This is a genomic window from Pseudidiomarina donghaiensis (assembly GCF_900116895.1).
GTDB classification, from domain to species: domain Bacteria; phylum Pseudomonadota; class Gammaproteobacteria; order Enterobacterales; family Alteromonadaceae; genus Pseudidiomarina; species Pseudidiomarina donghaiensis.
Map to the genome: position 1 here is coordinate 49,943 of NZ_FPCF01000008.1, position 23,319 is coordinate 73,261.

General features: G+C 49.0%; 30 protein-coding genes. 16 read left to right on the plus strand and 14 right to left on the minus strand.

Features of this window, described 5'->3' with window-relative positions:
- Position 1: 1 nt before the first annotated feature.
- Positions 2 to 1,186 (plus strand): 2-methylaconitate cis-trans isomerase PrpF, encoded by a 1,185-nt coding sequence (gene prpF / locus BM334_RS11315; protein WP_092841810.1) that lies wholly within the window; start codon positions 2 to 4, stop codon positions 1,184 to 1,186.
- Here prpF and BM334_RS11320 read toward each other — a convergent pair.
- Positions 1,183 to 1,485: a type II toxin-antitoxin system RelE/ParE family toxin gene (locus BM334_RS11320; RefSeq protein ID WP_092841811.1), complete on the minus strand. Its 303-nt coding sequence runs from the start codon at positions 1,483 to 1,485 to the stop codon at positions 1,183 to 1,185. The two genes, prpF and BM334_RS11320, sit on opposite strands and share 4 nt — an antisense overlap.
- A 3-nt stretch (positions 1,486 to 1,488) precedes the next feature.
- A complete protein-coding gene (locus BM334_RS11325) occupies positions 1,489 to 1,719 on the minus strand; it encodes a ribbon-helix-helix domain-containing protein (RefSeq protein ID WP_055438807.1) in 231 nt (76 codons plus the stop codon).
- A 196-nt stretch (positions 1,720 to 1,915) separates the two neighbouring features.
- On the opposite strand from BM334_RS11325, the gene rluF reads away from it, so the two are divergent.
- Both rluF and BM334_RS11335 read left to right on the plus strand, forming a co-directional pair.
- A complete protein-coding gene (gene rluF, locus BM334_RS11330) occupies positions 1,916 to 2,872 on the plus strand; it encodes a 23S rRNA pseudouridine(2604) synthase RluF (protein WP_092841813.1) in 957 nt (318 codons plus the stop codon).
- Positions 2,865 to 3,251, plus strand: a complete 387-nt coding sequence (locus tag BM334_RS11335; protein WP_092841815.1) for a YchJ family protein — start codon at positions 2,865 to 2,867, stop codon at positions 3,249 to 3,251. Before rluF ends, BM334_RS11335 begins: the two co-directional genes overlap by 8 nt.
- Before the next feature lie 37 nt (positions 3,252 to 3,288).
- Here the strand turns inward: BM334_RS11335 and BM334_RS11340 are convergent, their stop codons facing one another.
- From BM334_RS11340 to BM334_RS11355, 4 genes are all read right to left on the minus strand, one after another.
- The gene (locus BM334_RS11340) at positions 3,289 to 3,663 is read right to left on the minus strand and encodes a DUF4870 family protein (protein WP_241970985.1); all 375 of its coding nucleotides are present in this window, start codon (positions 3,661 to 3,663) and stop codon (positions 3,289 to 3,291) included.
- Between the two features lie 94 nt (positions 3,664 to 3,757).
- The gene (locus BM334_RS11345; RefSeq protein WP_092841818.1) at positions 3,758 to 5,227 is read right to left on the minus strand and encodes a protein adenylyltransferase SelO; all 1,470 of its coding nucleotides are present in this window, start codon (positions 5,225 to 5,227) and stop codon (positions 3,758 to 3,760) included.
- Complete coding sequence (locus tag BM334_RS11350) at positions 5,228 to 5,935, minus strand: DUF4919 domain-containing protein (protein ID WP_092841820.1); 708 nt, start codon at positions 5,933 to 5,935, stop codon at positions 5,228 to 5,230.
- A gap of 17 nt (positions 5,936 to 5,952) precedes the next feature.
- Entirely contained in the window at positions 5,953 to 6,168 is a 216-nt protein-coding gene (locus BM334_RS11355; RefSeq protein WP_198677381.1) for a DUF2798 domain-containing protein, read from the minus strand.
- 134 nt (positions 6,169 to 6,302) lie between these two features.
- Here BM334_RS11355 and BM334_RS11360 point away from each other — a divergent pair, with 134 nt between their 5' ends.
- The 8 genes from BM334_RS11360 (at position 6,303) to BM334_RS11395 (ending at position 13,479) form a co-directional block, all read left to right on the plus strand.
- Positions 6,303 to 6,998 (plus strand): OmpW/AlkL family protein, encoded by a 696-nt coding sequence (locus BM334_RS11360; RefSeq protein WP_092841823.1) that lies wholly within the window; start codon positions 6,303 to 6,305, stop codon positions 6,996 to 6,998.
- A gap of 201 nt (positions 6,999 to 7,199) precedes the next feature.
- Positions 7,200 to 7,802, plus strand: coding sequence for a thermostable hemolysin (locus BM334_RS11365; RefSeq protein ID WP_092841826.1), 603 nt, complete (start codon positions 7,200 to 7,202; stop codon positions 7,800 to 7,802).
- Positions 7,799 to 9,241 carry an AMP-binding protein gene (locus BM334_RS11370; protein ID WP_092841829.1) on the plus strand — a complete coding sequence of 481 codons (1,443 nt, stop codon included), beginning with the start codon at positions 7,799 to 7,801 and terminating at the stop codon, positions 9,239 to 9,241. The genes BM334_RS11365 and BM334_RS11370 overlap by 4 nt, the downstream gene beginning before the upstream one ends.
- A 44-nt stretch (positions 9,242 to 9,285) precedes the next feature.
- Complete coding sequence (locus BM334_RS11375; protein WP_092841898.1) at positions 9,286 to 9,975, plus strand: iron-containing redox enzyme family protein; 690 nt, start codon at positions 9,286 to 9,288, stop codon at positions 9,973 to 9,975.
- A complete protein-coding gene (locus tag BM334_RS11380; protein ID WP_092841831.1) occupies positions 9,968 to 10,774 on the plus strand; it encodes an SDR family oxidoreductase in 807 nt (268 codons plus the stop codon). The genes BM334_RS11375 and BM334_RS11380 overlap by 8 nt, the downstream gene beginning before the upstream one ends.
- A complete protein-coding gene (locus tag BM334_RS11385) occupies positions 10,771 to 11,400 on the plus strand; it encodes a tetratricopeptide repeat protein (RefSeq protein WP_092841833.1) in 630 nt (209 codons plus the stop codon). Before BM334_RS11380 ends, BM334_RS11385 begins: the two co-directional genes overlap by 4 nt.
- 1 nt (position 11,401) lies before the next feature.
- Positions 11,402 to 12,067, plus strand: coding sequence for a response regulator (locus BM334_RS11390; RefSeq protein ID WP_092841835.1), 666 nt, complete (start codon positions 11,402 to 11,404; stop codon positions 12,065 to 12,067).
- Positions 12,055 to 13,479, plus strand: coding sequence for a histidine kinase dimerization/phospho-acceptor domain-containing protein (locus tag BM334_RS11395; protein WP_241970984.1), 1,425 nt, complete (start codon positions 12,055 to 12,057; stop codon positions 13,477 to 13,479). Before BM334_RS11390 ends, BM334_RS11395 begins: the two co-directional genes overlap by 13 nt.
- On the opposite strand, the gene BM334_RS11400 is transcribed toward BM334_RS11395, so the two are convergent.
- On the minus strand, positions 13,456 to 15,390 hold the full coding sequence (locus BM334_RS11400) for an LTA synthase family protein (protein WP_092841836.1): 1,935 nt from the start codon (positions 15,388 to 15,390) through the stop codon (positions 13,456 to 13,458). The two genes, BM334_RS11395 and BM334_RS11400, sit on opposite strands and share 24 nt — an antisense overlap.
- Before the next feature lie 140 nt (positions 15,391 to 15,530).
- Between BM334_RS11400 and BM334_RS11405 the strand changes: the two genes are divergently transcribed.
- The gene (locus BM334_RS11405) at positions 15,531 to 15,890 is read left to right on the plus strand and encodes a diacylglycerol kinase (protein WP_092841838.1); all 360 of its coding nucleotides are present in this window, start codon (positions 15,531 to 15,533) and stop codon (positions 15,888 to 15,890) included.
- A gap of 74 nt (positions 15,891 to 15,964) precedes the next feature.
- Here the strand turns inward: BM334_RS11405 and BM334_RS11410 are convergent, their stop codons facing one another.
- Together BM334_RS11410 and BM334_RS11415 are read right to left on the minus strand one after the other, a co-directional pair.
- Positions 15,965 to 16,282 carry a hypothetical protein gene (locus tag BM334_RS11410; protein ID WP_092841839.1) on the minus strand — a complete coding sequence of 106 codons (318 nt, stop codon included), beginning with the start codon at positions 16,280 to 16,282 and terminating at the stop codon, positions 15,965 to 15,967.
- Positions 16,283 to 16,401: 119 nt separating this feature from the next.
- Positions 16,402 to 16,653, minus strand: coding sequence for a YkoF family thiamine/hydroxymethylpyrimidine-binding protein (locus BM334_RS11415; protein WP_092841841.1), 252 nt, complete (start codon positions 16,651 to 16,653; stop codon positions 16,402 to 16,404).
- 97 nt (positions 16,654 to 16,750) lie between these two features.
- Between BM334_RS11415 and BM334_RS11420 the strand changes: the two genes are divergently transcribed.
- Entirely contained in the window at positions 16,751 to 17,140 is a 390-nt protein-coding gene (locus BM334_RS11420) for a thiol-disulfide oxidoreductase DCC family protein (RefSeq protein ID WP_198677380.1), read from the plus strand.
- Between the two features lie 68 nt (positions 17,141 to 17,208).
- On the opposite strand, the gene trxC is transcribed toward BM334_RS11420, so the two are convergent.
- Both trxC and BM334_RS11430 read right to left on the minus strand, forming a co-directional pair.
- Positions 17,209 to 17,640 (minus strand): thioredoxin TrxC, encoded by a 432-nt coding sequence (gene trxC / locus BM334_RS11425; protein WP_092841842.1) that lies wholly within the window; start codon positions 17,638 to 17,640, stop codon positions 17,209 to 17,211.
- Between the two features lie 122 nt (positions 17,641 to 17,762).
- Positions 17,763 to 17,972: a cold-shock protein gene (locus tag BM334_RS11430; RefSeq protein WP_092841844.1), complete on the minus strand. Its 210-nt coding sequence runs from the start codon at positions 17,970 to 17,972 to the stop codon at positions 17,763 to 17,765.
- Between the two features lie 415 nt (positions 17,973 to 18,387).
- Between BM334_RS11430 and BM334_RS11435 the strand changes: the two genes are divergently transcribed.
- A complete protein-coding gene (locus BM334_RS11435; protein WP_092841846.1) occupies positions 18,388 to 19,875 on the plus strand; it encodes a SulP family inorganic anion transporter in 1,488 nt (495 codons plus the stop codon).
- Positions 19,876 to 19,930: 55 nt separating this feature from the next.
- Here the strand turns inward: BM334_RS11435 and arsB are convergent, their stop codons facing one another.
- Positions 19,931 to 20,947 carry an ACR3 family arsenite efflux transporter gene (arsB, locus tag BM334_RS11440; protein ID WP_092841848.1) on the minus strand — a complete coding sequence of 339 codons (1,017 nt, stop codon included), beginning with the start codon at positions 20,945 to 20,947 and terminating at the stop codon, positions 19,931 to 19,933.
- Positions 20,948 to 21,023: 76 nt separating this feature from the next.
- Here arsB and BM334_RS11445 point away from each other — a divergent pair, with 76 nt between their 5' ends.
- Positions 21,024 to 21,197, plus strand: coding sequence for a hypothetical protein (locus BM334_RS11445; protein ID WP_177215091.1), 174 nt, complete (start codon positions 21,024 to 21,026; stop codon positions 21,195 to 21,197).
- 30 nt (positions 21,198 to 21,227) lie between these two features.
- Here BM334_RS11445 and BM334_RS11450 read toward each other — a convergent pair whose 3' ends face one another.
- Both BM334_RS11450 and BM334_RS11455 read right to left on the minus strand, forming a co-directional pair.
- Positions 21,228 to 21,542, minus strand: a complete 315-nt coding sequence (locus BM334_RS11450; RefSeq protein WP_092841850.1) for a helix-turn-helix domain-containing transcriptional regulator — start codon at positions 21,540 to 21,542, stop codon at positions 21,228 to 21,230.
- A gap of 61 nt (positions 21,543 to 21,603) precedes the next feature.
- A complete protein-coding gene (locus BM334_RS11455; protein ID WP_092841852.1) occupies positions 21,604 to 21,942 on the minus strand; it encodes a type II toxin-antitoxin system HicB family antitoxin in 339 nt (112 codons plus the stop codon).
- Between the two features lie 321 nt (positions 21,943 to 22,263).
- On the opposite strand from BM334_RS11455, the gene BM334_RS11460 reads away from it, so the two are divergent.
- Positions 22,264 to 22,812: an opioid growth factor receptor-related protein gene (locus BM334_RS11460; protein WP_092841854.1), complete on the plus strand. Its 549-nt coding sequence runs from the start codon at positions 22,264 to 22,266 to the stop codon at positions 22,810 to 22,812.
- Positions 22,813 to 23,319 lie beyond the last annotated feature (507 nt).

The window sequence follows — 23,319 nt, forward strand, 5'->3', positions numbered from 1 at the left end:
GATGGCTTTTCCTCCACAACTAAAAATTGCCGCCACCTATATGCGTGGCGGCACCTCGAAAGGGGTGTTTTTTAAACTGGATGACTTACCCGCCGCGGCACAAACGCCGGGCCCAGCACGCGATAAACTGTTGTTGCGCGTTATTGGCAGCCCAGATCCATACGCTAAACACACCGATGGTATGGGGGGCGCAACCTCAAGCACCAGTAAAACGGTGATTTTGTCGCGCAGCTCGCGCCCTGATCACGACGTGGATTATTTGTTTGGCCAAGTGTCCATTGATAAGCCATTTATTGACTGGAGCGGCAACTGCGGTAACTTAACGGCTGCGGTTGGCTCATTTGCTATTAGCAATGGCTTGGTTGACTCATCGCGTATACCCGATAACGGTACCTGCGTGGTGCGCATTTGGCAGGCCAATATTCAGAAAACCATTGTGGCGCATGTGCCTATCACTAACGGTGAAGTGCAAGAAACCGGTGACTTTGAACTTGACGGCGTGACCTTCCCAGCCGCCGAAGTGCAAGTGGAATTTATGGACCCAGCTGCTGATGACGATGGCGACGGTGGCTCCATGTTTCCAACTGGCAATGTGGTGGACGAATTTGAAGTGCCAGGCTTAGGCAAGCTGCAGGCGACCTTTATCAACGCAGGCATTCCGACTATTTTCGTCAACGCTGCGGATATTGGTTACACCGGCACGGAGTTGCAGGGCGCGATTAACGAAAACGCCGATGCCTTGCTGATGTTTGAAAACTTGCGTGCGCATGGTGCTGTGAAAATGGGTTTAATTGCTTCTGTTGACGAAGCCGCCGCGCGCCAACATACGCCAAAAATAGCCTTCGTGGCACCGCCCGCTGACTATGTGTCGTCTAGTGGCAAAGCCATTAGCGCCGGTGACATTGACGTGTTAGTGCGCGCCATGTCGATGGGCAAATTGCACCACGCCATGATGGGCACAGCCGCTGTCGCCATTGCCACGGCTGCCGCAGTGCCTGGCACTTTGGTTAACCTAGCTGCCGGTGGTGGCGACCGTAATCAGGTGGTGTTTGGTCACCCATCCGGAACCTTACGCGTAGGCGCCGAAGCCAAACAAGTAAACGGTGAGTGGACGGTCACCAAAGCCATCATGAGCCGCAGCGCGCGGGTACTCATGGAAGGTTGGGTGCGCGTACCACAAGACTAAAGCCACGTATCGAGATCTTGGCCACCCAGAATGGCCATGATCTCGACACTGAATGAGTTCTCGCCTGATTCGTTCACACGATAATAAATGCTGTCAACGCCACATACGCTGCGGCGATAGCCTTGTCTAATGTGACTTACTGCTGGAAAACTCAAAGGGTTCTGAGCGATATGTTCAAAGGCTTCAAAAAATTGATAAAAATAGACATCTGCCGCGTGTTCACCAAATGTCTGGTAACCGTAAGAATAAATTCGTTGCAGGTCGGCTTTGGCTGCATGAGATAGCTTATACGAAGCCACCGGCTATTTTCTCAGACTTTCTTTAAACTCATGTAAAATCTGTTCAGCTGACTGATCTGTAAAGCCGCTATATTCAGCCGCTTGAAGCTTTTCATTGAGCATTTCTGCACGGCGCGCGCGGCGGATTAAATCGTTTATTAATTCACTCTTACTTGCATATTCACCTGTCACCTCAACGTGCTCACGCAGCCATAGGTCATTTTGTTCAGTCAGTGTAATACTTTGTCGGGTCATGTTTGATGTCCTTAGCTGTTGGTCTGTCGTATTGGCACTATTGGTGTAATATTACACCATTAAATTAATTTAAGAATAATCTAACCCCAGAAAAAAGCCACCTCATAAAGTCGTCTTTTCGGTCATACTTAGGCGTACATTCTGATAAACTTACCCTATTAACGTAAGCAAATTGATTGAAGGTACTTTCAAACCGATGCAGCCAAATCAACCTCAGCAACGAGATGCCGTACGTCTGAACAAATTTATTAGCGAAAGCGGTATGTGCTCGCGCCGCGAGGCCGATCGCTATATTGAGCAAGGGCAAGTGACCTTAAACGGACGCAAAGCTGTAGTCGGTGACAAAGTAGGGCCAACCGACGAAGTGCGGGTAAATGGCCGCTTAGTGGCTGCGCAAAACAAAGAAAAATTCGTGTTCATTGCGTTGAATAAGCCGGTGGGGGTGGTGAGTACTACCGACTCAGCTGAGCGCAATAATATTCAGAAATTTGTCGGCCACAAAAAGCGCATTTTCCCCATTGGGCGCTTGGACAAAGATTCGCAAGGGCTGATTTTCTTAACCAGCAACGGCGACTTGGTGAACAAGATCTTACGCGCCGGCAACAGACACGAGAAAGAGTACGTGGTGACCGTACATCGGCCAATAACCCCTGATTTCATCAAGGGCATGGCCAACGGCGTACCAATACTTGGCACTATGACCAAACGTTGTAAAGTGCAGCAGCTATCGACGTTTGTGTTTCGGCTAACGCTCATTGAAGGCATGAACCGACAAATTCGCCGCATGTGCGAGCATTTTGGCTACGAAGTACGCAAGCTAGAGCGCACACGTATTATGAATGTGCGCCTAGGTGCGCTGCAGGTGGGCCAGTGGCGCAATTTAACCGAGCGTGAACTTGAAGAGATTATGGGCTCTATTGCTGATTCGACCGGATTAGCACCAGAAGGGCATAAAAGTAAGCGGCCGAAATATAAAAAGCCGGTCGAAAGCTCAGGGCTAGCAGTCAAACGCTCGCAGAGTGACAAAGGCAACTCGCCATGGGCAAAGCATTCCGAAGGAGCACGTTCACGTTCTGCTAGCAAGCCTTCTCGTGGAAAATCACCTAACAAGCCGGCAGCAAAGTCTGACAAGAAGGGCTGGCCATATGAATAAGCCGGTGAGTAAAAAGTGCCCTTGCGGTGGCGGCAAATACGCTAAATGTTGCGAGCCGTTTCACACGGGCACCAAGCTACCACGTACCCCCGAAGAGCTTATGCGCTCGCGTTATAGCGCTTATGCCCGTGGGTTAACCGAGTACGTACGCAGCAGCTGGCACCCAAGTACGTTGCCCGAAGGCTTAACCTTAGAGGACAACCCCGAGTGGTTGCAGCTACAAATCATCGCCACAGGCAGCCACGGCAACCGTGGCTATGTGCACTTCAAAGCTTACTTTCAGGTGGATGACGATATTGGCGTGATGGAAGAGCAGTCACATTTTGTGCGCGAGCAGGGCCGTTGGTATTACCTAGAAGGCGAGGTGGTCGATGCATAACTCATCGACCACATATTTGAGGTGCTTTTTGGCGTAGTTACTTGACGTACATAGCGCGGCCATCATTTAAGTAAATCAGGCCCTTTACAGCACGGTAAATCCACCACACAACGGCCGCAAGCAGTACCAAAAAGCCCACCATGACAAATGACAAAATCAAGCCGATGACTGACCACAGTAAACTGAACCAAAAGGTACGAATTTGCCAGCGGAAGTGCGATTCCAGCATAGTGCCACGCACTTCGCCGAGTTTAATGTAGTTCATGACAATACCGACAATGGCGGTAATACCGATAACTAACGATACCAACTGCAAAATATAAATAATTTGCGTGAACTGTTTGTTTTCAGCAAATCGCATAGCGGCGGCTTGGTCGGCTTGTTCTTGGCCTTGAATGATAGTGTCGGACATGTTCCTTGTTCCTTGTAGTTATGAATAGCTGTTATGAATAGTTTTGATATTACTGTCTAACTTTTCTACCACAACCTGATAAAAACACAAATTTTTAAGTGCCACAAAAAGTCGTTGTTACCTGCTCACTTGGTTTCGCTGGCTGCATAAACTCGGCAAACTCTTGGCGCTCTTCAAAAGGTTGTTGCAAGGCTTGTACGAATCGGTTGAAAGGACGCAAGTCGCCGCTATTCTGCGCCGCTTGAATGACTTCTTCAAGGCGGTGATTACGAGGAATGACCGCAGGGTTCACTTGGTTCATGGCTTGTTTTACGACGGTTAGTTTGGAGTCGTTGTGGCTAGCTAGCCAGTCTTGATACCAGTTTTTCGCACTGGTTGTGTCCTGGCTAAATAATTCAATGAAGCGGCTTGAATCTGTATCACCGAGGTAACGAAAAGCCAGGGTGAAATCCACCTGTTGTTGCTGCATCAAATGCAATAAGCGCTCTAGTAACTGCTGTGTAACTGGCTCTGAAGCTTTATGCCCATGGCCAATTTTGGTAGCCATGGCTTGTTCGTAGTAACCGTGGTAAACACTTTCAAACCCTTCAACAGCAGCGGTCGCCACTTGAATAGCTTGCTCGGTGTCGTTGTCGGTTTCGGTTAACAAGGGCAGCAAAGTTTCGGCGTAGCGGGCTAAGTTCCACATAGCAATAGGCGGCTGGTTTTGATACGCATAACGGCCGCGGCGATCAATATAACTGAATTTTTGCGCCGGATTGTAGGCTTCCATGAAGGCACAAGGGCCGTAATCAATGGTTTCACCGCTTAAAGTCATATTATCGGTGTTCATGACGCCATGAATAAAGCCAACACTCATCCACTTAGCAATAAGTTGTGCTTGTGTATCAATCACTTGATTTAATAAGTCAAGGTATGGGTTTGCGGCCTCAGCGGCACTTGGGTAATGGCGTTGAATAACATAGTCGGCGAATTGCTTGAGCAAATCATAGCGCTTCAAACCCAGCACATACTGCGCCGTTCCCACCCGTAAATGGCTGCTTGCCACTCGGGTTAAAATGGCGCCTGGCTGCGCGCTTTCACGTTGTACGACTTCGCCAGTGGCAACAGCTGCTAAGGCGCGCGTGGTGGGTATATTGAGCGCATGCATGGCTTCGCTAACAATGTATTCACGCAACACAGGGCCAATGGCTGAGCGACCATCGCCACCCCGCGAGTAGGGCGTACGGCCTGCGCCTTTGAGTTGAATGTCGAAGCGTTGCTGGTTGTTGTCTAGAACCTCAGTAAGAAGCAGTGCGCGGCCATCGCCAAGTTGCGGCACGAAGTTTGCGAACTGATGCCCTGCATAAGCAAGCGCATGGGGTTGTGCCCACTTGGGTAATTGGTTGCCCGCGTACAGCAGCAAGCCTTGCTCGGTGTTGTGCAGTTCAGCTGGAATTCCTAACGAATTCGCCAAGGCTTGGTTGAATGCAATCCATTGTGGCTCTGCCACCGGGGTTGGTGCGCACGGGCTAGCAAGTAAAGGCGATAATTTGGCGTAGGTTTGTTCTGGCTGAAATAACATTTAGTGCTGGTTACCTTGTTCGTTGTCGGCCTCGTTCTCGGCCCCGTTCTCGGCTTCGGTAAGGCCGCGCTTAAATTGCTCGGTAATATCGAAATATAGAATAACAGGGGATTCTTCAGGAATACCTTCGCCGTGCACTGTCATTGCGTCAAACATTCGGCCTTCCTGCTCTTGCAGGCCTTGTTCGGTGGCGGTTAGTCCCAAAACGCCTAAAAACATGTATAACTCTGGGGTACTTAGCGTGGTAAACGCCGACTCGGGCGATAACCCGTCTTGGTCTGCAACAATGGCATCGATAATTTGCTCAGTGAGAATACCGTGAAACTCAGCTTGTTCACTATTGCCAAGCTCGGTATTGCATGCATAAGCCGTGTAATGGCCGATTAATGAAACATAAGAGTAATCAAGCAGACGTTTCGACAGCTCAAGGCATTGCTGCCAATTTTCTGAATCAAAAGCAGCGCTTAAGCTACTTTGTAAACCCACTTCAGGGCCATCGTAAGGCTTGTAAGCCGAACTAGCCATAAAAGCTTTACGAGCGGCAATCACAACCGTTTTCATGGCCATGCCAGACTGCATGTTCTTGACGTGTTGCTGATATTCAGCCAGCGCTTGAGCTTGTTTTTCTGAGTCGCTTGAAGCCCATGAATGACTGCTAACCAGTGCTGCTGCGATGGCAATTATTACAAGATAATTTCGAAATTTCATGAGCTTATTTCCTTAAGTTAAAACTTAGCGGCAATGCGCTCGCTTAATTCGCGAATACGCTGTGCACCGAAAAACATTAACACACCAGCAATGGGCCAGGCGATATAAAATGCTGTCCACCAACGGGGCCAAAATCCGGCATCGAACCCGGTATTAATATAGGTGATTAAACAGGTCATGAGTAATGCCATATAACAACTCATCAATACTGGGAAAACGAGCTTTTTGACCACGAATATACTCCTTAAGTGGTAGTTGCGGGCGTGATTAATACCCCTGATTTTACTGTGTATTTATTTATTGATCAGGATCAACTTATTTCCCGCGTTAGCTCTTAAAATGACCGCAACTAACGAAGGAGAGTTGTATGAAAAAGTCAATAATTGCTTGTAGTTTACTCGCTTTAGGTGCAGCGATGCCAGCCTATGCAGACATTTCGGTAAACGTTGGTGCCATTGGCGTGATGCCTAATGATAGTAGTGGTTCGCTGCCGGTTATTGAGTCGGTAGCTGGCGCACCGGCTGGTAGCATGGGCGTAAGTGTTAATAGCAATACGCAGTTAGGTTTAACCATTGACTATAAAATTGACGACAATTGGACGCTAGAACTTATTGCCGCGACGCCATTTAGTCATGACATTCACGGCACCGGCGCTATTGCTGGTTTGAAAGTTGGTAGCACTAAGCATTTGCCGCCAACCTTGGTTGCGCAATACCATTTTGATGTTGGCTCTGACGCCTTTAAACCGTTCGTGGGCTTAGGTTTAAACTACACCACATTTTTTGAAGACAAAGTTGCTCCAGAATTGGCGGGTACTTTGGGTGCTTTAGGTGTAATTACTGCAACCGACACGGTTGATTTAGCGTTGTCGGACAGCTTCGGTTACGCCGTTCAAGCTGGTTTCAACTACAAATTAACCGAAAAGTGGGGCGTTCACTTCATGGTGAGCCGCATGGATATTGACACCACTGCAGACGTTCGCATCAATGGTGTGACCGCTGAGTCTGTCGACGTTGAAATTGATCCGACTGTAGCTATGTTAGGCGTGCGCTACAACTTCTAAATATGATAGAGGGGGGTGCAGACCCGGGGCGGCCCCTGGTCCGGACCTGGGTCTGCACCCCTCTCTTGTTTTACGCTGGGAACTTTTCCCGCAAACCGCGCTACACCGTCACGGCACCACTGTTAAGCTTCTCTTAAGTTTTCCCACTTAAAGTATCAGGCAACACTAACGAAACCGCACGTTAGCCACGGAGCCTGTACTATGACGTACCAACTGATTGACCTGAATCACCCGCAGCGACACGCCGTCGAGCGCTTTATTTGTGAGCGCTATTGGGTACATTTTAATGCCTGCTTAAACCACTTGCCGCCGCGCTTAATTGCGGTGTTTGAAGGTACGCAAATTGTTGCTGCATGTGGAATGCAACTGGCCGAAGAAGCCCCGCTGTTTTCTGAGTACTACCTAAACCAACCGCTAGAACAACCACGCCATAAGCTTGCAGAAGTGGGCTCAATGGCAGTACTTAGCGGTAACTACTTGCAGATTTTATTTGTGGCAATTCACCAAGCGGCCCATGATCTTCAGCGCCAATATTTACTGTTTACCGTCACTCGGTTTTTACAGCTTAAGCTCAAACGCCTTGGCATACAGGCGCAAGCGCTGGCGCCGGCGCATGAACAGGCATTACCCGAGTCGCTGCAAAACCTATGGGGTAGCTACTATCAGCAACAGCCACAAGTATTTATGGCTGCGGTACAACAACGCTGGGGGCGCAATCCGGTGGCCTGTGCACCACGCCGGGCCGCCGTTAGGCAGGTCACCATGAATCAAGTGCCGGTCAGCCAAACCAAGGTGGCCATATGAACCACATTCTGTACCAGCGGTTGCAGCGCTACGCTCAGCAACAACCCAACGCCAACGCGTTACGCGACCCACATGACTGTTTAACTTACCAACAGTTACTAGCAGCCGTAAACGAGCGCATGACAATGCTGACAAATAGTGGTTTACAGCGCGTTGCACTCCACCAAGCCAATAGCATTCAGTGGGTGGTTAACGACTTAGCGTTACTGTTCAACAACATGGTGTGTATTCCGGTGCCGCCGTTTTTTACTGCCGAGCAGCAACGAAAGCTTTTGGCCGACAGTGGCGCAGAAGTTGTTTTAACCAACCTGCAAAACGTACCGCAATGGCAAGCGTTAGCGCCCAATAGCCTTCCGGCGTTACCACAGGGCACCGTAAAAATCACCTATACATCAGGCAGTACCGGCGAGCCCAAAGGCGTGTGCTTAAGTTCCGAAAATATCATCAAAACCGTGACAGCGCTTGACGATCGGTTGGGTCAAATACGCGTGCAACGTCATTTGTGCGTCATGCCTTTGGCGGTGTTACTGGAGAACATTGCCGGCGTGTATTTAGGCTTGTGGCGAGGCTATGAAATGATTCTGGCGGATACCGATTTACAGCACGTTGTCGCAAATTTGCGCCAGTACCAACCACAAAGCGTGATTGCCACGCCGGGTTTGGTGAGTGCCATCATTCAGGCCACTGAACAAGGCGCGCTTAACGCATCCTCGTTTGGCGTCATTGCGGTGGGTGGTGCGCGCCTATTACCGAGCATTGAACAGCGTGCCGCCGAACTCGAATTACCCTTGTTTCAAGGTTACGGATTATCAGAATTTAGCTCCGTAGCGTGCTTTAACGCCCCAGGCAATAAAGCACCGGCGGGCAGCGTCGGCAAAGCGTTAAAGCATGCGCAGCTGGCGATTATCAACGGTGAAATTGTGCTGCACGGCAACACCATGTTGGGCTATGTGCATGACCGCAGCAGTTGGTACCCCGAGCGAATTTATACTGGCGACTGGGGCCACGTTGATGAGCAAGGTTACGTGTTCGTTAACGGCCGTAAAAAGAACACCATGATCACGCCGTTTGGTCGCAATGTTGATCCAGAGTGGCTAGAAGCTGAATTAACCAGCACACCTGAAATTATGCAGGCTGCGGTGTTTGGCGGCGAAGATTTGCCCATCACCGCGCTTCTTGTTGCCAATCAATCTGCCCATAGCGCTGCGCCTGCTATGAACACCAGCAGGCAGGAGCAATTGTCGCACGCCATAGCCCAGGTGAATTCGCGGCTTCCTGAATATGCCCAAATTCGTCGTTGGCATCAAATTAGCGAGCCATTTAGCGTGACAAACCAAATGCTTACCGGAACTGGGCGTAATCGTCGCGACAGCATCGCGATGCACTATGCACATCTTGTTACCCACCAGCATTCGGCCATGCCCAGAATAATGGTATGAGCAACGGCATGACCAACACCATTTGCAACCACGAGGTAAAAACCATGAACTTTTTCCAGCAGTTAGTTCACGCAACCCAAGCAGAACAGCAGTACTTGCTGTCGGCCCCGGTTATACAAAAAGCGCTGCAGGGCAATATTAGTCTGCCGCTATATCAAGCGTTTTTGCAGCAAGCGTATCACCATGTCAAACATACCACGCCGCTACTGATGCGTGCCGGTAGCCGCATTGATCATGACCATGAATGGTTACGCAAAGCGATTATTGAATACATTAACGAAGAATATGGCCACGAGCAGTGGATACTCAACGATATCGCCGCAACGGGTGCTAGCGCCGAACATGTCAAACGCTCGCAGCCACATAGCAGCACGGCAGCCATGGTGAGTTTGGTGTACGGCAACATTGACAACCTGCACGCGGCGTCGTTTTTTGGCATGGCGCATGTGCTGGAAGGCACTAGCGTGCAATTAGCGAGCCAAGCGGCGGGTCAAATTCAAAGCAGTCTGCAGTTACCGAAAAAGGCCTTCAGCTATCTCAATTCTCATGGCGCGTTAGACCTTGAGCATGTTGCGTTTTTTGAGCAGCTGATGAACCGCATAGACGACCCATCCATGCAGCAGGCCATTATCCTCACCGCCAAACAAGTGTACCGTTTGTACGGCGATATGTTCCGCGCCTTGCCTGAACTCGCGCAAGCGTTTGCATCGCAACCCGAGGTGGCCCATGCCTAAATTGAACTGGCAACAGCAGCATATTATTCTTACCGGTGCCGCAGGTGGGCTAGGGCAAAGCCTCGTCAAAGCGCTGAGCGAACGCGGTGCGAAAGTATTACTTGTGGGCCGCAACGAAGCGGCGCTGCAAGCACTCGGCAATGCGTACCAGCAGTCATATTATGTACTTGATTTAACAACGCCCGACGCGCTTGCCCAATTGCAAGCCTATGTCGAGCAGCAGCGCAGCACCCAACGGCCGGTAACCGGGGTTATTAACAACGCGGCCATTAACCATGCCGGCTTACTGTCGCAACAAAGTGCCGAGCACATTCATGCCGTTATTCAAACCAACTTAACTGTACCCATGCAGCTAACCGCCGCCTTGTTGCCCTATTTACCCCAGCAACGCGGTTGGTTACTCAATATGGGCTCGGTATTTGGTAGTTTGGGCTACCCCGGGCAAACGCTGTACTGTGCGTCAAAGTTTGGCTTGCGCGGCTTTACCGAAGCATTGCATCGCGAACTTGGGGCCCATGGGCCAAAGCTGATGTATTGCGCACCGCGGGCAATAAGCACCACCTTCAACGACGGCATTACCGCCGAACTGAATGAACGCCTGCATACCCACGCCGACAGCCCCGCAGTGGTGGCTGCCCATGTGCTACGGCAAATTGAAACCCAACAAACCAACGTTGTTATTGGCTGGCCAGAACGCCTATTTGTGTGGCTAAACGGTTGGTTACCGAGTGTGGTAGCCAGTGGCATGAAAAAACCTCAAAAACTGCTTTATCAATTGACCCAGGAGCAAAACAAATGAAACGCTTTTTAATCCCCGCAATGATGGCTGTTTTAAGTAGCCAAACGGTGGCAGCAACCACCCTTGAAGACATTCAAAAACGCTGGGCTGAGGTGAACTACACCTTGCAAGACGACGCCCAAGAAAAAGCCTTTGAAGCATTACTTGCGCAAGCGAAGCAGTGGGTGCAAGCTGAACCAAACAATGCCGAAGCCTATATCTGGCAGGGCATTGTGCAAAGTACGTATGCCGGCGCCAAAGGCGGCTTAGGCGCATTGGGGCTGGCAAAGGACGCTCGCGCAAGCTTGGAGAAAGCCTTAGCGTTGCAGCCAGATGCACTACAGGGCTCGGCCTACGCAAGCTTAGGTACCTTGTATTCTAAAGTGCCCGGCTGGCCCCTCGGTTTTGGCGACGATGATAAAGCCAAGGAATTACTCGAAAAAGCCTTAGAATTTAACCCCAATGGCATTGACCCAAACTACTTTTATGCCGATTATTTGTATGAGCAACGAAATTACCGTCGGGCGCAGCAGTTTGCAGAAAAAGCCCTTGCCGCGCCCGCACGACCAGAGCGGCCATTAGCCGACGCCGAGCGGCGCAAGGAAGTTGAAGCCTTGTATGCAAAAATTCGCAAAAAAGTGAGATAACATGCGGTTGTTATTGGTAGAAGACGACTCGATGCTAGGCCAAGCGGTAAAGCTTGGCTTAGCCGAGCGCGGTTTTAGCGTTGACTGGGTGCAAACCGGCGCTGCGGCGATTAGTGCGGTGAACCATGGTGAATACAACGCCATGGTGCTAGACCTTGGCCTGCCTGACCTTGAAGGGGCGCGGGTGTTAGTAAGCTGCCGCAAGCGAGGGGTAACCTTACCCATTCTTATTTTAACCGCACGCGACAAAAGCCAAGAAATTGTGCAGCAGCTAGATAACGGAGCCGACGACTACCTAACCAAACCTTTTGATTTAAATGAACTTGCGGCGCGTTTACGCGCCTTAGTGCGCCGCCAACATGGCTTTGCTTCCAATGTGCTGGCGGTAGGGGCGTTGCAGCTCGACACGCAAACCCGCGAGGTAACTTTGCATGGTGAACCGATTCATTTGTCACGCCGCGAATTTGAATTGCTGAAAACATTGATGCATGCGCCAGAACGCGTACACAGCCGCGACAAGCTAGAATTAGCCGTGTTTGATAACGACGCCGACATTGAAAGCAACGCACTTGAGGTTCATGTGTCGAACTTACGCAAAAAACTGGGTGGCAAAGACTGCATTGAAACCATTCGCGGCATTGGATACCGCTTAACATGTCGCGCTTAAATGCTATTTTTGTCGTGTTGTGGGAACGCATGACCCGACGCATGCGTTCTATTCGGCGGCGCATTTTAGTCACTGTTTCGGTGGTATACCTGTTGTGTTCGAGCATTTCGGCAGCGTGGATTTACTTTGAAATTAGCCACGAAGTAGACGAGCTATTTGACACCGAAATGATTCAGCAGGCGAAAACCTTAGCGGTGATGGTGGCAGAGCCTGCTCAGCAGCAATTGGTTGCAGGCCAGCAACAAGTGGTAATACCGTCGCTTGACCAGCACGATTATGAAAACAAACTTGCCTACCGCATTGAGGGCGTGAGCGAAGGTTGGCAACTATACAGCGACAATGCGCCCACGCAACAGGAGCTGCCGTTTACTGCGGGCTTTTCAATTTATCAAATGAAAGATCAGCACTGGCACGTGTTTGGCATGACCACAACCAATGGCCAAGCACGGGTCTTGCTGTTTCAAGAAGACGATTTTCGCGCTGAGTTGCGCTCAGACTTAGCCGTTGACACCATTGTACCGGTTTTATTGTTATTACCGTTTATGCTGTGGCTTGGCTGGGTGGCTATTAACCGCAGCTTTCAAAGCTTTGCGCGGCTTTCTCACGCGTTACGCAGTCGCCAACCGAATGACTACTCGGCGTTTCCGCCAGCCAATGACGGCGAAGAAGTTGAGCTGGTGAAACATTCCTTGAATTACTATTTGGCGCGCATTGAACAAACCTTTGCCCGTGAAAAACGCTTCTCGGCTGACGCCGCCCATGAGCTGCGAACGCCACTAGCGGCGCTAAAAGTGCGTTTGCAGCGTTTGCGCGATGCTGGCGCTGTGCCGCAAGCTGATGACTTGGATGAATTACTGCAAAGCACCAATCGCATCGTTAATTTAGTGGAAAGTTTGCTGGTATTGGCAAAAGTGGATAACGTGGTTGCTGTGCGTGGCAATGACAACATCGCCAAAACTTTACGCCAAGTACTGGCGGATAATTACCACCGAATTGACGCCAAAGGTTTAACCAGCGACGTGCAAATTCCGGCGAAGTTAACCTGTTCGGGCGAACATAGTTATTGGTATTTATTGTTTAGCAACCTCATTGACAACGCCATTAAATATGCGCCTGCGGGTAGTTTTTTAACAGTGAGTTTTGACGTTGATACACTCACTATTTGCAACGCTGTTGCTGCCGATCACGCCGTCGACATTGAACGGGTTAGCGAGCGGTTTTATCGCGGCCGCCAGCTCAACGTTGAAGGCGCCGGTTTGGGCTTGAGTATTGTGGAGAACTTGGCACAACAGCTTGGCGTCGATGTTTTTTATAAGAGAGGGGTGCAGACCCAGGTCCAGACCGGGGGCGGTCCCGGGTCTGCACCCCTCTCTACATTTTGCTGCGAGTTAAGGTTGCGGCACGTGGTATAAGCGCTGCTGATACAGTACCGAAGGTATTGCGGCGTGGGCGCGAATACGGGTCAGCTCAGCGTCGCTTAACGGCTCATTCAACGGGGTTAAGTGCTGCTGCGATGGCGCATAGCTATAGCGCATCGCCTTGCCGTCCACGGTCAGTACCGTAAGCTTACGGTCTTCTAACCAGCCAAAATTATCACCAAATTGCATCATTGCACGGTTTGCAGGGGCCATACCTGCGCTTAGGTCTTGGCCCAAGGTAGGTAGCTCGCCGCTAACGCCAGCCAACGACACTAAGGTGGGCAGTAAATCAATTTGGCTGGCAATGGCTTGAACCCGTTTAGGCTCAATATCAGCGCCCAAAATTAGCCCTGGAATATGAAATTTGTTCACCGGTACCAGCTCGTTACCGTAAACGCGGGTGTCATGATCGGCCACCACTAAAAAGAGAGTGTTCTGCCAATAATCACTCGCCATGGCCTTGTCAAAGAACTTGCCCAGCGCATAGTCAGCATACTTCACCGCATTGCTTAAGGTTTGCTTCGGTTGCTCGGCCAGCTCAATGGTATTGTCTGGAAACTCAAAGGGTTCATGATTTGACGAACTAAACGCCAAGGCAAAATAGGGCTGTTGCGGGTTTTGCTGCGCAGCTTGCAAACGCTCGTGCAAACGCCCAAAAACATCCTCGTCACTAACGCCCCAACTACCCACAAACTTCGGGTTTTCATAGTGACGCTGGTCAATAATGCTCGCAAACCCATTGCCCGCAAAAAATGTCGCCATGTTGTCAAAATGGGCCTCGCCGCCATATAAAAACTCAGTGGCGTAGTTTTTGCGCTGTAAAAACTCAGCAATGGTAAAAAAATCACGCTGCGAATTGGAAAGCTTCACTGTGCTGCGTGCTCTGGTGGGCGGAAAGCCTGCTACCACAGCCTCAATGCCTCGTACCGACCGTACGCCAGTGGCATATAGTTGCTCAAACCACCAACCATGCTGCTTCAAGCGCTCTAAATTTGGCGTTAACGGCAGGCCACCTAACGACTCAACAAAAGTTGCGCCTAAGCTTTCTTCTAGAATAATCACCACATTAAGCGGTTTTTCACGCTGCACCGAGGCCGGCTGAACATGCACGGTCGGGTAATTAGGTTGAGTAAATTGCTGCTGCGCCAAATGTGGCTCATTTAAAACCGTTCGAATAATTTCTTGTTCAGTTTGATTGCTGTACACCAAATTGGCTTTACTTTCGTGTTTTAAATTATAAACAGCATACAACAGTGAATAAGTTGAATTAATCAATAGCGAATTAACCAGAGGGTCGGCAGTTGTGGCAAAATATGCCGGGTTAGCAGGGCGGTGCGACACCGTAGAGCGCACGCCAACAAACACCATGAAAAGTATTAACGGCCATGCAACCCACGTCTGCCAAGGCATACGTTGATTTGGCACCTTCCTTAATTGACGTTTAGTATGTTGGCGAATGCCAATAACGGCAACACCAGTTGCACCAACCGAGGCAATCAACCAACCGCGAAAACCATTCCAAAGCGTTGCAAAAACCTCTTGTGGGTAGGCTAAATATTCAAAAAATAAACGGTTGGGGCGCGTGTCATATTGGGCAATAAACGCAGGCGTCGCAAATTCCATAAAAAGAATAAGCAAGCCGATAAGCGAGAACCATAAGATGCTGGCTTTATACCAAGTGCGCTCAGCTTTGAATAAAGCAAAAGCAGGTAAAGTCATTAAAGCAATAAGCGCAAAATAGCCAAGTACAATGAAATCGGCACGAATACCCGTTATTAAATAAACGGGCAACGATGTCACCGCTTGCACGCGATCGTTATAAAGTATGAAATACAGAATACGAAACAGCCCAAGCCCAATTAAGCTTGTGCTGTAAAATAAAAATAACGGCCTAAAAAATTTCATGAAAAAGTCCTGTATTGCCGTAGCAACCAGAGCTTATCTGTGAAACATTAAGCAAGTCTTAAGAAATGAGTGATACAAACTAATGCGTTGAATACGTGAAGTAAACCATTTGGCCAAATGGGTCGAATTTGGAACTATATATGAAAGCAAATAAAACCGGCATTGATAGAATTGTGCATGCCACCTTTAACTCCATGCGCGGCATTAAAAATGCGTGGCGCTACGAAGCCGCATTTCGACAAGAAGCGCTTATGTGCGCCATATTGGTACCTGTCGCTTTTTGGGTTGAAGCCACTATGGTGGAGCGGCTTTTATTATTGTTCACCCTGTTTATTTTGGTAATAACCGAGTTACTAAATTCCGCGGTAGAAGCGGTTGTTGACCGCGTTGGTGCCGAGTTTCATGAACTCAGCGGCCGCGCCAAAGACCTCGCATCCGCCGCCGTGTTTTTTGCACTGTGCTTAATGGGCGTGGTGTGGACGGTGATTCTGTTCTTTTGATGTAGAGAGGGGTGCAGACCCAGATCCAGACCAGGGTCCGGACCAGGGTCTGCACCCCTCTCTTAAGTTAGGTATTAGCAGTCGCGGTCAAGCTTGCGACGAATTTCGCGATCGGCTTTTTCCATACGCTCACCAATGGCTGTGAATTCCTCTTCATAGTCAATGATGTCTTCTAATTTCAAACCACGTTCGCGTGGGTCAAGCATTTTGTTGGCGGCTTTCATACCGTCACGCACTGTCTTACAGACAGAGTCTTGCGCGGCTAATTCTTCTAACTCCACCACAAAGTCGTCTAATTGGCCGAGATATTTCTCAACCGGCGATTCGCTACATGCAGACAAACCTAAGGTGACCGCGAACGCAGTGCTAGCAATTAATAATTTAGATTTCATGATGTGACATTCCTTGTTGTTTCTTTGGTGAGTAGTGCCGATCTTCAGCTGTTTATAAAACAAGCTCAATGTTTTGTACCTTACTCACCATTAAAAAACAACAAAAAATCAACCAATGTTTATTCAGGGCGTAAATCTCCGTGCAAGAATTTGCACACAAATACCACTTTGCCGTACTTCTCAAAAGACCAACGAATGCATGCTTGCAAAGCGGCCATCACCTCATCGTAATCACCAAATAGTTGGGTGCTTAGCGTATTGGTAATAACATGCACCTTGTCATAGGTGGCCAATTCATCAATAAAACCACGAATGGCGTCAATATAATTCTCTTGCAGTGGGTATTTGCTAATTTCAACGGTAAGTTTCATGTTGGTTTCCTGATTATCGTTATAACTTGGCGGTGATCATAAGCGATAGCTAACACGTAATACAGAACACAGGTTCAAACTTAACAAGGTAATTAAAGTGGCAGCGTTAATAATATTTTACGACGGTGGTTGTCCGCTTTGTGTCAAAGAAATGCGGCGACTAAAAACCAAAGACAAACAGCATAAATTGCAGTTTGAAAATATTTGGGCGAATGATTTCGCGAAGCGTTTCCCGCATATTGATATCGCCGAAGCAAATCGTATTTTGCATGGGCAAAAAGCTAGTGGCGACATGATTTACGGTTTAGACGTGACCCACGCGGCATGGTCTGCGGTGGGGCGTGGCTGGATGACAGCAGCGCTGCGCTGGCCCGTCATTAAATGGCTAGCAGACAAAGGCTACTTGTTCTTTGCCCGCAACCGCAACGGCATTTCTAAACTCATCACCGGCAACGCGCGCTGCCTGCAATGCTCACTCGATGAGTGACGAAGTGGGAGAGAGGGGTGCAGACCCTGGTCCAGAGCTGGGTCCGGACCAGGGTCTGCACCCCTTTCTTAAAGATGTTGATTCAGCCACTGCACCAGCTGCGATGGCCCCATAGCGCCGGCCTGCCGTGCCACTTCTTGGCCGTTCTTCACCGCCATAAGCGTCGGAATACTGCGTATCATAAAATGCTGGGCCAAGTGCGGTTCAGTTTCGGTACTTACCTTCACAAAGCGCGCTTTGTCAGCGTACTGCTGCGCAACTTGTTCGAAAATAGGCGCAAACTGCTGGCACGGGCCGCACCAACTGGCCCAAAAGTCCACCACCAATGGCAAGTCACTATCGCGGTGCGCCCGAAATTCGTCGGCGGTCACTTTGAACGCTTTGCCCGGGAATAGCGGCGACTTGCAAGCTCCACATTTGGCTTCACTACGAGGCTTGTCAGCCGCCACACGGTTCTTTTTATGGCACGACGGACAGGCTGCAATGAATTGATCAGACATCGTTACACCTCACATTGGGTTGATACCTATGATGTGATGCCTTTTCTCGTCAATTTCAAGGCACAAAAAAAGGAGCTCATAAGAGCTCCTTTTCAATCAAGTTTTACAGCGAAAAGCGAAGCTTATAAAGCTACGATGTTTTCAGCTTGTGGGCCTTTAGGACCTTGAGTGATCGAGAACGATACACGTTGGCCTTCGGCAAGGGTTTTGAAACCGGTGCTAGCAATTGCGCTGAAGTGAGCAAATACGTCTGCGCCACCTTGTTGCTCAATAAAGCCAAAACCTTTAGATTCGTTAAACCACTTTACGGTACCAGTTACTGTAGTAGACATAATATTTATCCTGAAATTTTAAAAGTTTGCCGCCACAGCAAAAATGCTATGAACGGAGTCATGCGGGGTAAAAAATGGAAATTTAAAGCTACAGGACGAAGATTGTTACTAACTGAATGCGACGTAGAGAGATTTAACTTGCTGTTTCTTAACCAACGCCGCCCACTGTACGCTTATTCCTGAGTAAGTCAAACTTTATTTCAAAAGGTGTCTTTTGCGTTCGATCAAACATTTCCGTATAATCCGCGGCTTCAAAACGACGGAGAAACTTGGTTTGTTTAACCTTACGCCACCCTAGCGTTCACATTTCTTATAAACGTTGCGTTTATACTCTTTAATAAACAAGAGCCATGAACGCGGCGCATTTCTGTATTTGTTATTTATTCATTGTTAACTAAAAAGCGAAATTAAAATTATGATCAAAGCCATTCAGAACCAGTGGTTTTCGAATATCCGCGGTGATTTACTGGCGGGTATTGTGGTCGCTCTTGCGCTTATTCCAGAAGCCATTGCTTTTTCAATTATTGCCGGAGTAGACCCGAAAATTGGTTTATATGCCTCGTTTTGTATTGCCGTCATCATTGCTTTTACCGGCGGACGGCCTGGCATGATCTCGGCGGCAACCGGCGCCATGGCGTTATTAATGGTTACCTTAGTGCGCGACCACGGCTTGGAATACTTGCTGGCCGCCACGCTATTAACCGGCGTGCTGCAAATTGGCGCGGGCTATTTAAAGCTCGGCTCTTTAATGCGCTTTGTGTCGCGCTCGGTAGTGACCGGTTTTGTGAACGCCTTGGCGATATTGATTTTTATGGCACAATTGCCAGAGCTAACGAACGTGACCTGGCACGTGTACGCCATGACCGCAGCTGGCTTAGGTATTATTTACTTGTTCCCGTACGTGCCTATCATTGGCAAAATGCTGCCGTCACCGCTGGTGTGCATTATTTCATTAACCGTGGTGGCGATAGTTTGGAATATAGATATTCGCACCGTTGGCCACATGGGAGATTTACCCGACACCTTGCCAATTTTCTTATGGCCAAATGTGCCATTAACCCTTGAAACACTAGCTATTATCTTCCCGTATTCTGCGGGCTTAGCTGTGGTTGGTTTGCTCGAATCACTGATGACAGCAACCATTGTTGATGACCTAACCGACACCCCAAGCGACAAAAACCGCGAGTGTAAAGGGCAGGGCATTGCCAACATCGGCGCTGGCTTAATGGGCGGTATGGCCGGATGCGCCATGATAGGCCAGTCGGTGATTAACGTGAAGTCGGGCGGGCGCACGCGCTTGTCAACCTTAACTGCCGGCGTGTTTTTGATGGTGTTGATTTTGGTGCTCGACGAATGGCTGAAGCAAATACCCATGGCCGCGCTAGTCGCCGTGATGATCATGGTCTCTATCGGTACTTTTAGTTGGGACTCTATTCGCAACCTGAAAAACCACCCGTTATCGACCAATATCGTCATGGTAACCACCGTGGTGGTGGTTGTTGCGACGCACAACTTGGCCATTGGTGTCGGGGTAGGCGTGCTGCTTGCGGCCATGTTCTTCGCCAACAAAATTGGCCACTTCATGAGTGTGTCGTCAACCGTTGACGCTTCAGGCTCAGAGCGCGTGTATACCGTGGTCGGCCAGGTGTTCTTCTCGTCAGCCGACAAATTTATCGAAGCGTTCGACTTTAAAGAAGCGTTAGACAAAGTGGTGATAGACCTCACCAAAGCCCATTTCTGGGACATTACCGCCGTGGGCGCGCTGGACAAAGTGGTGATTAAATTCCGCCGTGAAGGCGCCGAAGTTGAAGTGCGCGGCCTCAACGAAGCCAGCGCCACCATCGTCGACCGCTTTGGCGTGCACGACAAACCTGACGCTGCCGACATCCTCGGCGGACATTAGTAGAGGAGGGGGCAGACCCTGGTCCGGACCAGGGTCTGCACCCCACTCTTATACGCTATGCGAACCAGTGGCGGGTGCGATTAGCAAACCACACCAACGACAGCATAACTGGCACTTCAACAAGCACGCCAACCACGGTCGCTAGGGTAGCACCCGAGTGTAGGCCGAACAACGAAATCGCCACCGCTACCGCAAGTTCGAAGAAATTTGAGGTGCCGATTAGGCAGGCAGGCGCGGCAATGTTGTGGCGTAGTTTCATGCGCTTGGCGATAAAGTAAGTGAGCGCAAAAATGCCATAGGTTTGTATCAGCAGAGGAATAGCAATCAACACAATCACCTGTGGCTTGCTTAAAATGGTTTCTGCTTGAAACGCAAATAGCAAAACCACAGTGGCAAGTAAGCCTAGAATTGACCACGGCTTCATAGTCGCTAAAAACTGATTTAAGCGCGCGCTATCGCCTTTTCCGTCAAGCTTTTTGCGCGTCAATAAGCCCGCAAGAAGTGGCACAACCACGTACAAAACCACCGACAGCAACAAGGTGTCCCAGGGGACCGTAATATCGGTAACGCCCAGTAACAAGCCGGCAATGGGGGCAAACGCGAAAATCATAATAATGTCGTTAATGGACACTTGAACTAGCGTGTAATTCGCGTCGCCTTTGGTTAACTGGCTCCACACGAACACCATAGCGGTGCAGGGCGCAACACCCAGCAAAATCATACCGGCAATGTATTCAGGCGCGGTTTGCGGGTCCACCCAGTCCGCGAAAATTCCTTTGAAAAACAACCAGCCTAACAGCGCCATGGTAAATGGCTTGATAAGCCAATTGATGATTAAGGTGAGTACTAACCCCCTAGGCTCGCGTGCGACATTGCGAATGGAGCCAAAGTCAATTTGCACCATCATTGGGTAAATCATCAGCCAAATAAGCACAGCGATGACCAAGTTCACGTGCGCGTATTCCAAAGCCGCAACGCTGACGAAAATGCTCGGAGCTATGCTGCCAGCGGCCATGCCCACAATGATCGCAAGCCCAACCCAAACTGATAAATAGCGTTCGAAAAGTCCCATGGGTGTGTCCGTGTTGATTAAAAAGGCGTTACGCGAGAATATCGCACAAAGTTATAAGATGACTAGGTGGAATATTATGAGCGGAAAATTTTCTGAAGATGTCGTTGTCGTTGTGGAAGGGCTAGCTGATTACGAAAAGACCATAGAAAAGTTGCAGTTTGTTAAAGCGGTTGCACAAGGTTTAGCTGACGCTCGCGAGGGAAACGTACTATCCGTCGCTGAGGCGAAAAAGAGCTTAGGTCTAGACTAAATGAGATTAGCGAAAGAACGGACGTTTTAGTTAAGAGTGAATCATGTCAGTAGCGCGAATACCTTCACGTTGCTGGCAGACTTTTAGTAGCGCAAAAAAATTCCGCACAGTAGGGTTACCATTGGGGCCGAGCATTCTACGCAGACTTGGCTCTAGCAAATTAATCTCATTCGCGACATCGGCAAACGCCTGTGTGCCGTTCAAATAATCACGTAGCAAGGAATTTCCCACCGCAATGTCGCCCTCGAGATATGACTCCAGCGCCTCCATAAGCAAAACCTTCCGGTATTCAGGGCTTTTGCAAAGCTCCATCACCGTTTGTTTAAATTCGCGTGAAAGTGGCATATGCGCTCCTTGGCATTTTCAAGTAACAAATTCCTTTTTTAATATAATAACGTTTATGTTATTACGCAATTTCCTTTTTAGCCGAAAGCACCGAAACCACATATTTATTGAACGAAATTCCGGCATTAAACGCCTGAGCGGTAAGCTCTTTATGTAATGAAGGCGAACAACGTATTTGGAAGGTGCCGCTAAACGGCTTTTCTGGCTCAACGCCTAGTGCTGCGCAATCGCTAATGTAGTCGTCGACCTCTTGTGTAAAACTACGTTGTAACTCAGCGGGGGTGGCGCCTGCATACGTAATTAGGCTATTGATAAACAGCACTTTGCCAAAGAGTACGCCTTTTTTAAAGTCGACCTCAACAGTGCCTTGGTAGCCTTTGTGCTTGAGTGATTTTTGCATAGTCTCGGACTCTTAGTTAATTGGCTTTTGTTCATCTATTCTAATCTAGAATCAACCTCATGCAATTAAAAAGTAATTGCAATCTAATATGCTTGTTTGTGTACCTTGTTTACATTGCCGCTCGCGCATTAAAACAAGCGCAGCAGGGTATCGCCATGGAAGCGGCCCTGTATCAAGCCTTGTGCGACAGTTTCGGCAAGGATATGGTTAACGGAGAGCGGACAATTTAACTTGGTGATTACCGGACATTTAGCATTGTTGCTGACAGGGCTAGCTTATAAGGCTTGCACCGCAGAACAAAACAAATAAAAGGGTCTAACAATGCCTGATACTGCAAGCACAAACCAACAGCGCCTAGCGCAGCTGAAAGCCTTTTACAGTGAAGGCGCCCCGAATGATCGCGGCTACACCTTGGTCGATTTATGGACCAAACCTGACAGCTGGCTTGAGCGCAGCCACATGTTTATTCAATGGATGTTTCCGCTGACCACCGATAGCTCTGGCAACATTTATGCGCCCATTCTTGATGAGCCAACCATTCAATTCTTACGCAGTAACGCAGAAGCCCAAGACAACCTCGTGCGCAGTTTTGTGCGTTTTTGCGGCTTACTAGGCCTTCAGGTGGTTGCGACCGAACATGGCCCGCAAATTGCCATCGGCGACAATTTTGCGGAGCGCAAAACCGACTGGTTTACCTTTGACTCGCACAACAATGCGCGCATCACTCGCGTATTAACTAGCTTGCAGCTGTTTGGGCGCGATGACTTGGCACGGGTGTTGTTTGATGGATTGATTAGGTTAATGACCGATGAGCCAGCTTGTGGGATAGGGGAATATGCCGTGGAGCGTTGGCGAGCAGCTATTTGGTAATTTATGGGAAGTGATTTTTGGCTTGTTAGTGGCTTTAGAACTTAGAGTTTTGACACCTTCTATTCGACATTGGTGTACGCAAAGAACGAAGGTTGGAAATACGAATGTCGATGCACAGCGACTTTTGCTTATGAATAACTGCCTGAATGAAAGACTGCTCGAAAACAGGCCGTAAAATGCAAACTAACAGGCAAAGAAATTCTGACTGCTTTAGATGTTATGAACTTTGAATCAAGTTACGTTTAATGCTAAAGATTTAGAGCTTTTGATCGTATAAGGACCCGAACAATGTGGAAGAATGGAACAGCAACGAGCACTCAGATTGGTTATATAAACCGAAATAATCAAAAGAATCATGGCACTCGGGGAGTTCAAGGTACAGATCACAATGCTATTGCTTACAAGCTTGAATGTTTGGAGGATGGATGTGGACACATCTATGGGGCAAATGGTACCGATGTTTTTCATCGTAAATGTCCAAAGTGTCAAAGCGGCAGTAGCGGTATT

Coding starts and splice junctions, on each gene's coding strand:
- BM334_RS11400 (WP_092841836.1), bottom strand. CDS start 15,390: ATGAAATTTTTTAGGCCGTTATTTTTATTTTACAGCACAAGCTTAATT.
- BM334_RS11360 (WP_092841823.1), top strand. CDS start 6,303: ATGAAAAAGTCAATAATTGCTTGTAGTTTACTCGCTTTAGGTGCAGCG.
- BM334_RS11340 (WP_241970985.1), bottom strand. CDS start 3,663: ATGTCCGACACTATCATTCAAGGCCAAGAACAAGCCGACCAAGCCGCC.
- BM334_RS11450 (WP_092841850.1), bottom strand. CDS start 21,542: ATGCCACTTTCACGCGAATTTAAACAAACGGTGATGGAGCTTTGCAAA.
- BM334_RS11370 (WP_092841829.1), top strand. CDS start 7,799: ATGAACCACATTCTGTACCAGCGGTTGCAGCGCTACGCTCAGCAACAA.
- BM334_RS11390 (WP_092841835.1), top strand. CDS start 11,402: ATGCGGTTGTTATTGGTAGAAGACGACTCGATGCTAGGCCAAGCGGTA.
- trxC (WP_092841842.1), bottom strand. CDS start 17,640: ATGTCTGATCAATTCATTGCAGCCTGTCCGTCGTGCCATAAAAAGAAC.
- BM334_RS11380 (WP_092841831.1), top strand. CDS start 9,968: ATGCCTAAATTGAACTGGCAACAGCAGCATATTATTCTTACCGGTGCC.
- BM334_RS11405 (WP_092841838.1), top strand. CDS start 15,531: ATGAAAGCAAATAAAACCGGCATTGATAGAATTGTGCATGCCACCTTT.
- BM334_RS11430 (WP_092841844.1), bottom strand. CDS start 17,972: ATGTCTACTACAGTAACTGGTACCGTAAAGTGGTTTAACGAATCTAAA.
- rluF (WP_092841813.1), top strand. CDS start 1,916: ATGCAGCCAAATCAACCTCAGCAACGAGATGCCGTACGTCTGAACAAA.
- prpF (WP_092841810.1), top strand. CDS start 2: ATGGCTTTTCCTCCACAACTAAAAATTGCCGCCACCTATATGCGTGGC.
- arsB (WP_092841848.1), bottom strand. CDS start 20,947: ATGGGACTTTTCGAACGCTATTTATCAGTTTGGGTTGGGCTTGCGATC.
- BM334_RS11435 (WP_092841846.1), top strand. CDS start 18,388: ATGATCAAAGCCATTCAGAACCAGTGGTTTTCGAATATCCGCGGTGAT.
- BM334_RS11445 (WP_177215091.1), top strand. CDS start 21,024: ATGAGCGGAAAATTTTCTGAAGATGTCGTTGTCGTTGTGGAAGGGCTA.
- BM334_RS11335 (WP_092841815.1), top strand. CDS start 2,865: ATGAATAAGCCGGTGAGTAAAAAGTGCCCTTGCGGTGGCGGCAAATAC.
- BM334_RS11410 (WP_092841839.1), bottom strand. CDS start 16,282: ATGAAATCTAAATTATTAATTGCTAGCACTGCGTTCGCGGTCACCTTA.
- BM334_RS11345 (WP_092841818.1), bottom strand. CDS start 5,227: ATGTTATTTCAGCCAGAACAAACCTACGCCAAATTATCGCCTTTACTT.
- BM334_RS11460 (WP_092841854.1), top strand. CDS start 22,264: ATGCCTGATACTGCAAGCACAAACCAACAGCGCCTAGCGCAGCTGAAA.
- BM334_RS11455 (WP_092841852.1), bottom strand. CDS start 21,942: ATGCAAAAATCACTCAAGCACAAAGGCTACCAAGGCACTGTTGAGGTC.
- BM334_RS11385 (WP_092841833.1), top strand. CDS start 10,771: ATGAAACGCTTTTTAATCCCCGCAATGATGGCTGTTTTAAGTAGCCAA.
- BM334_RS11365 (WP_092841826.1), top strand. CDS start 7,200: ATGACGTACCAACTGATTGACCTGAATCACCCGCAGCGACACGCCGTC.
- BM334_RS11325 (WP_055438807.1), bottom strand. CDS start 1,719: ATGACCCGACAAAGTATTACACTGACTGAACAAAATGACCTATGGCTG.
- BM334_RS11415 (WP_092841841.1), bottom strand. CDS start 16,653: ATGAAACTTACCGTTGAAATTAGCAAATACCCACTGCAAGAGAATTAT.
- BM334_RS11395 (WP_241970984.1), top strand. CDS start 12,055: ATGTCGCGCTTAAATGCTATTTTTGTCGTGTTGTGGGAACGCATGACC.
- BM334_RS11350 (WP_092841820.1), bottom strand. CDS start 5,935: ATGAAATTTCGAAATTATCTTGTAATAATTGCCATCGCAGCAGCACTG.
- BM334_RS11375 (WP_092841898.1), top strand. CDS start 9,286: ATGAACTTTTTCCAGCAGTTAGTTCACGCAACCCAAGCAGAACAGCAG.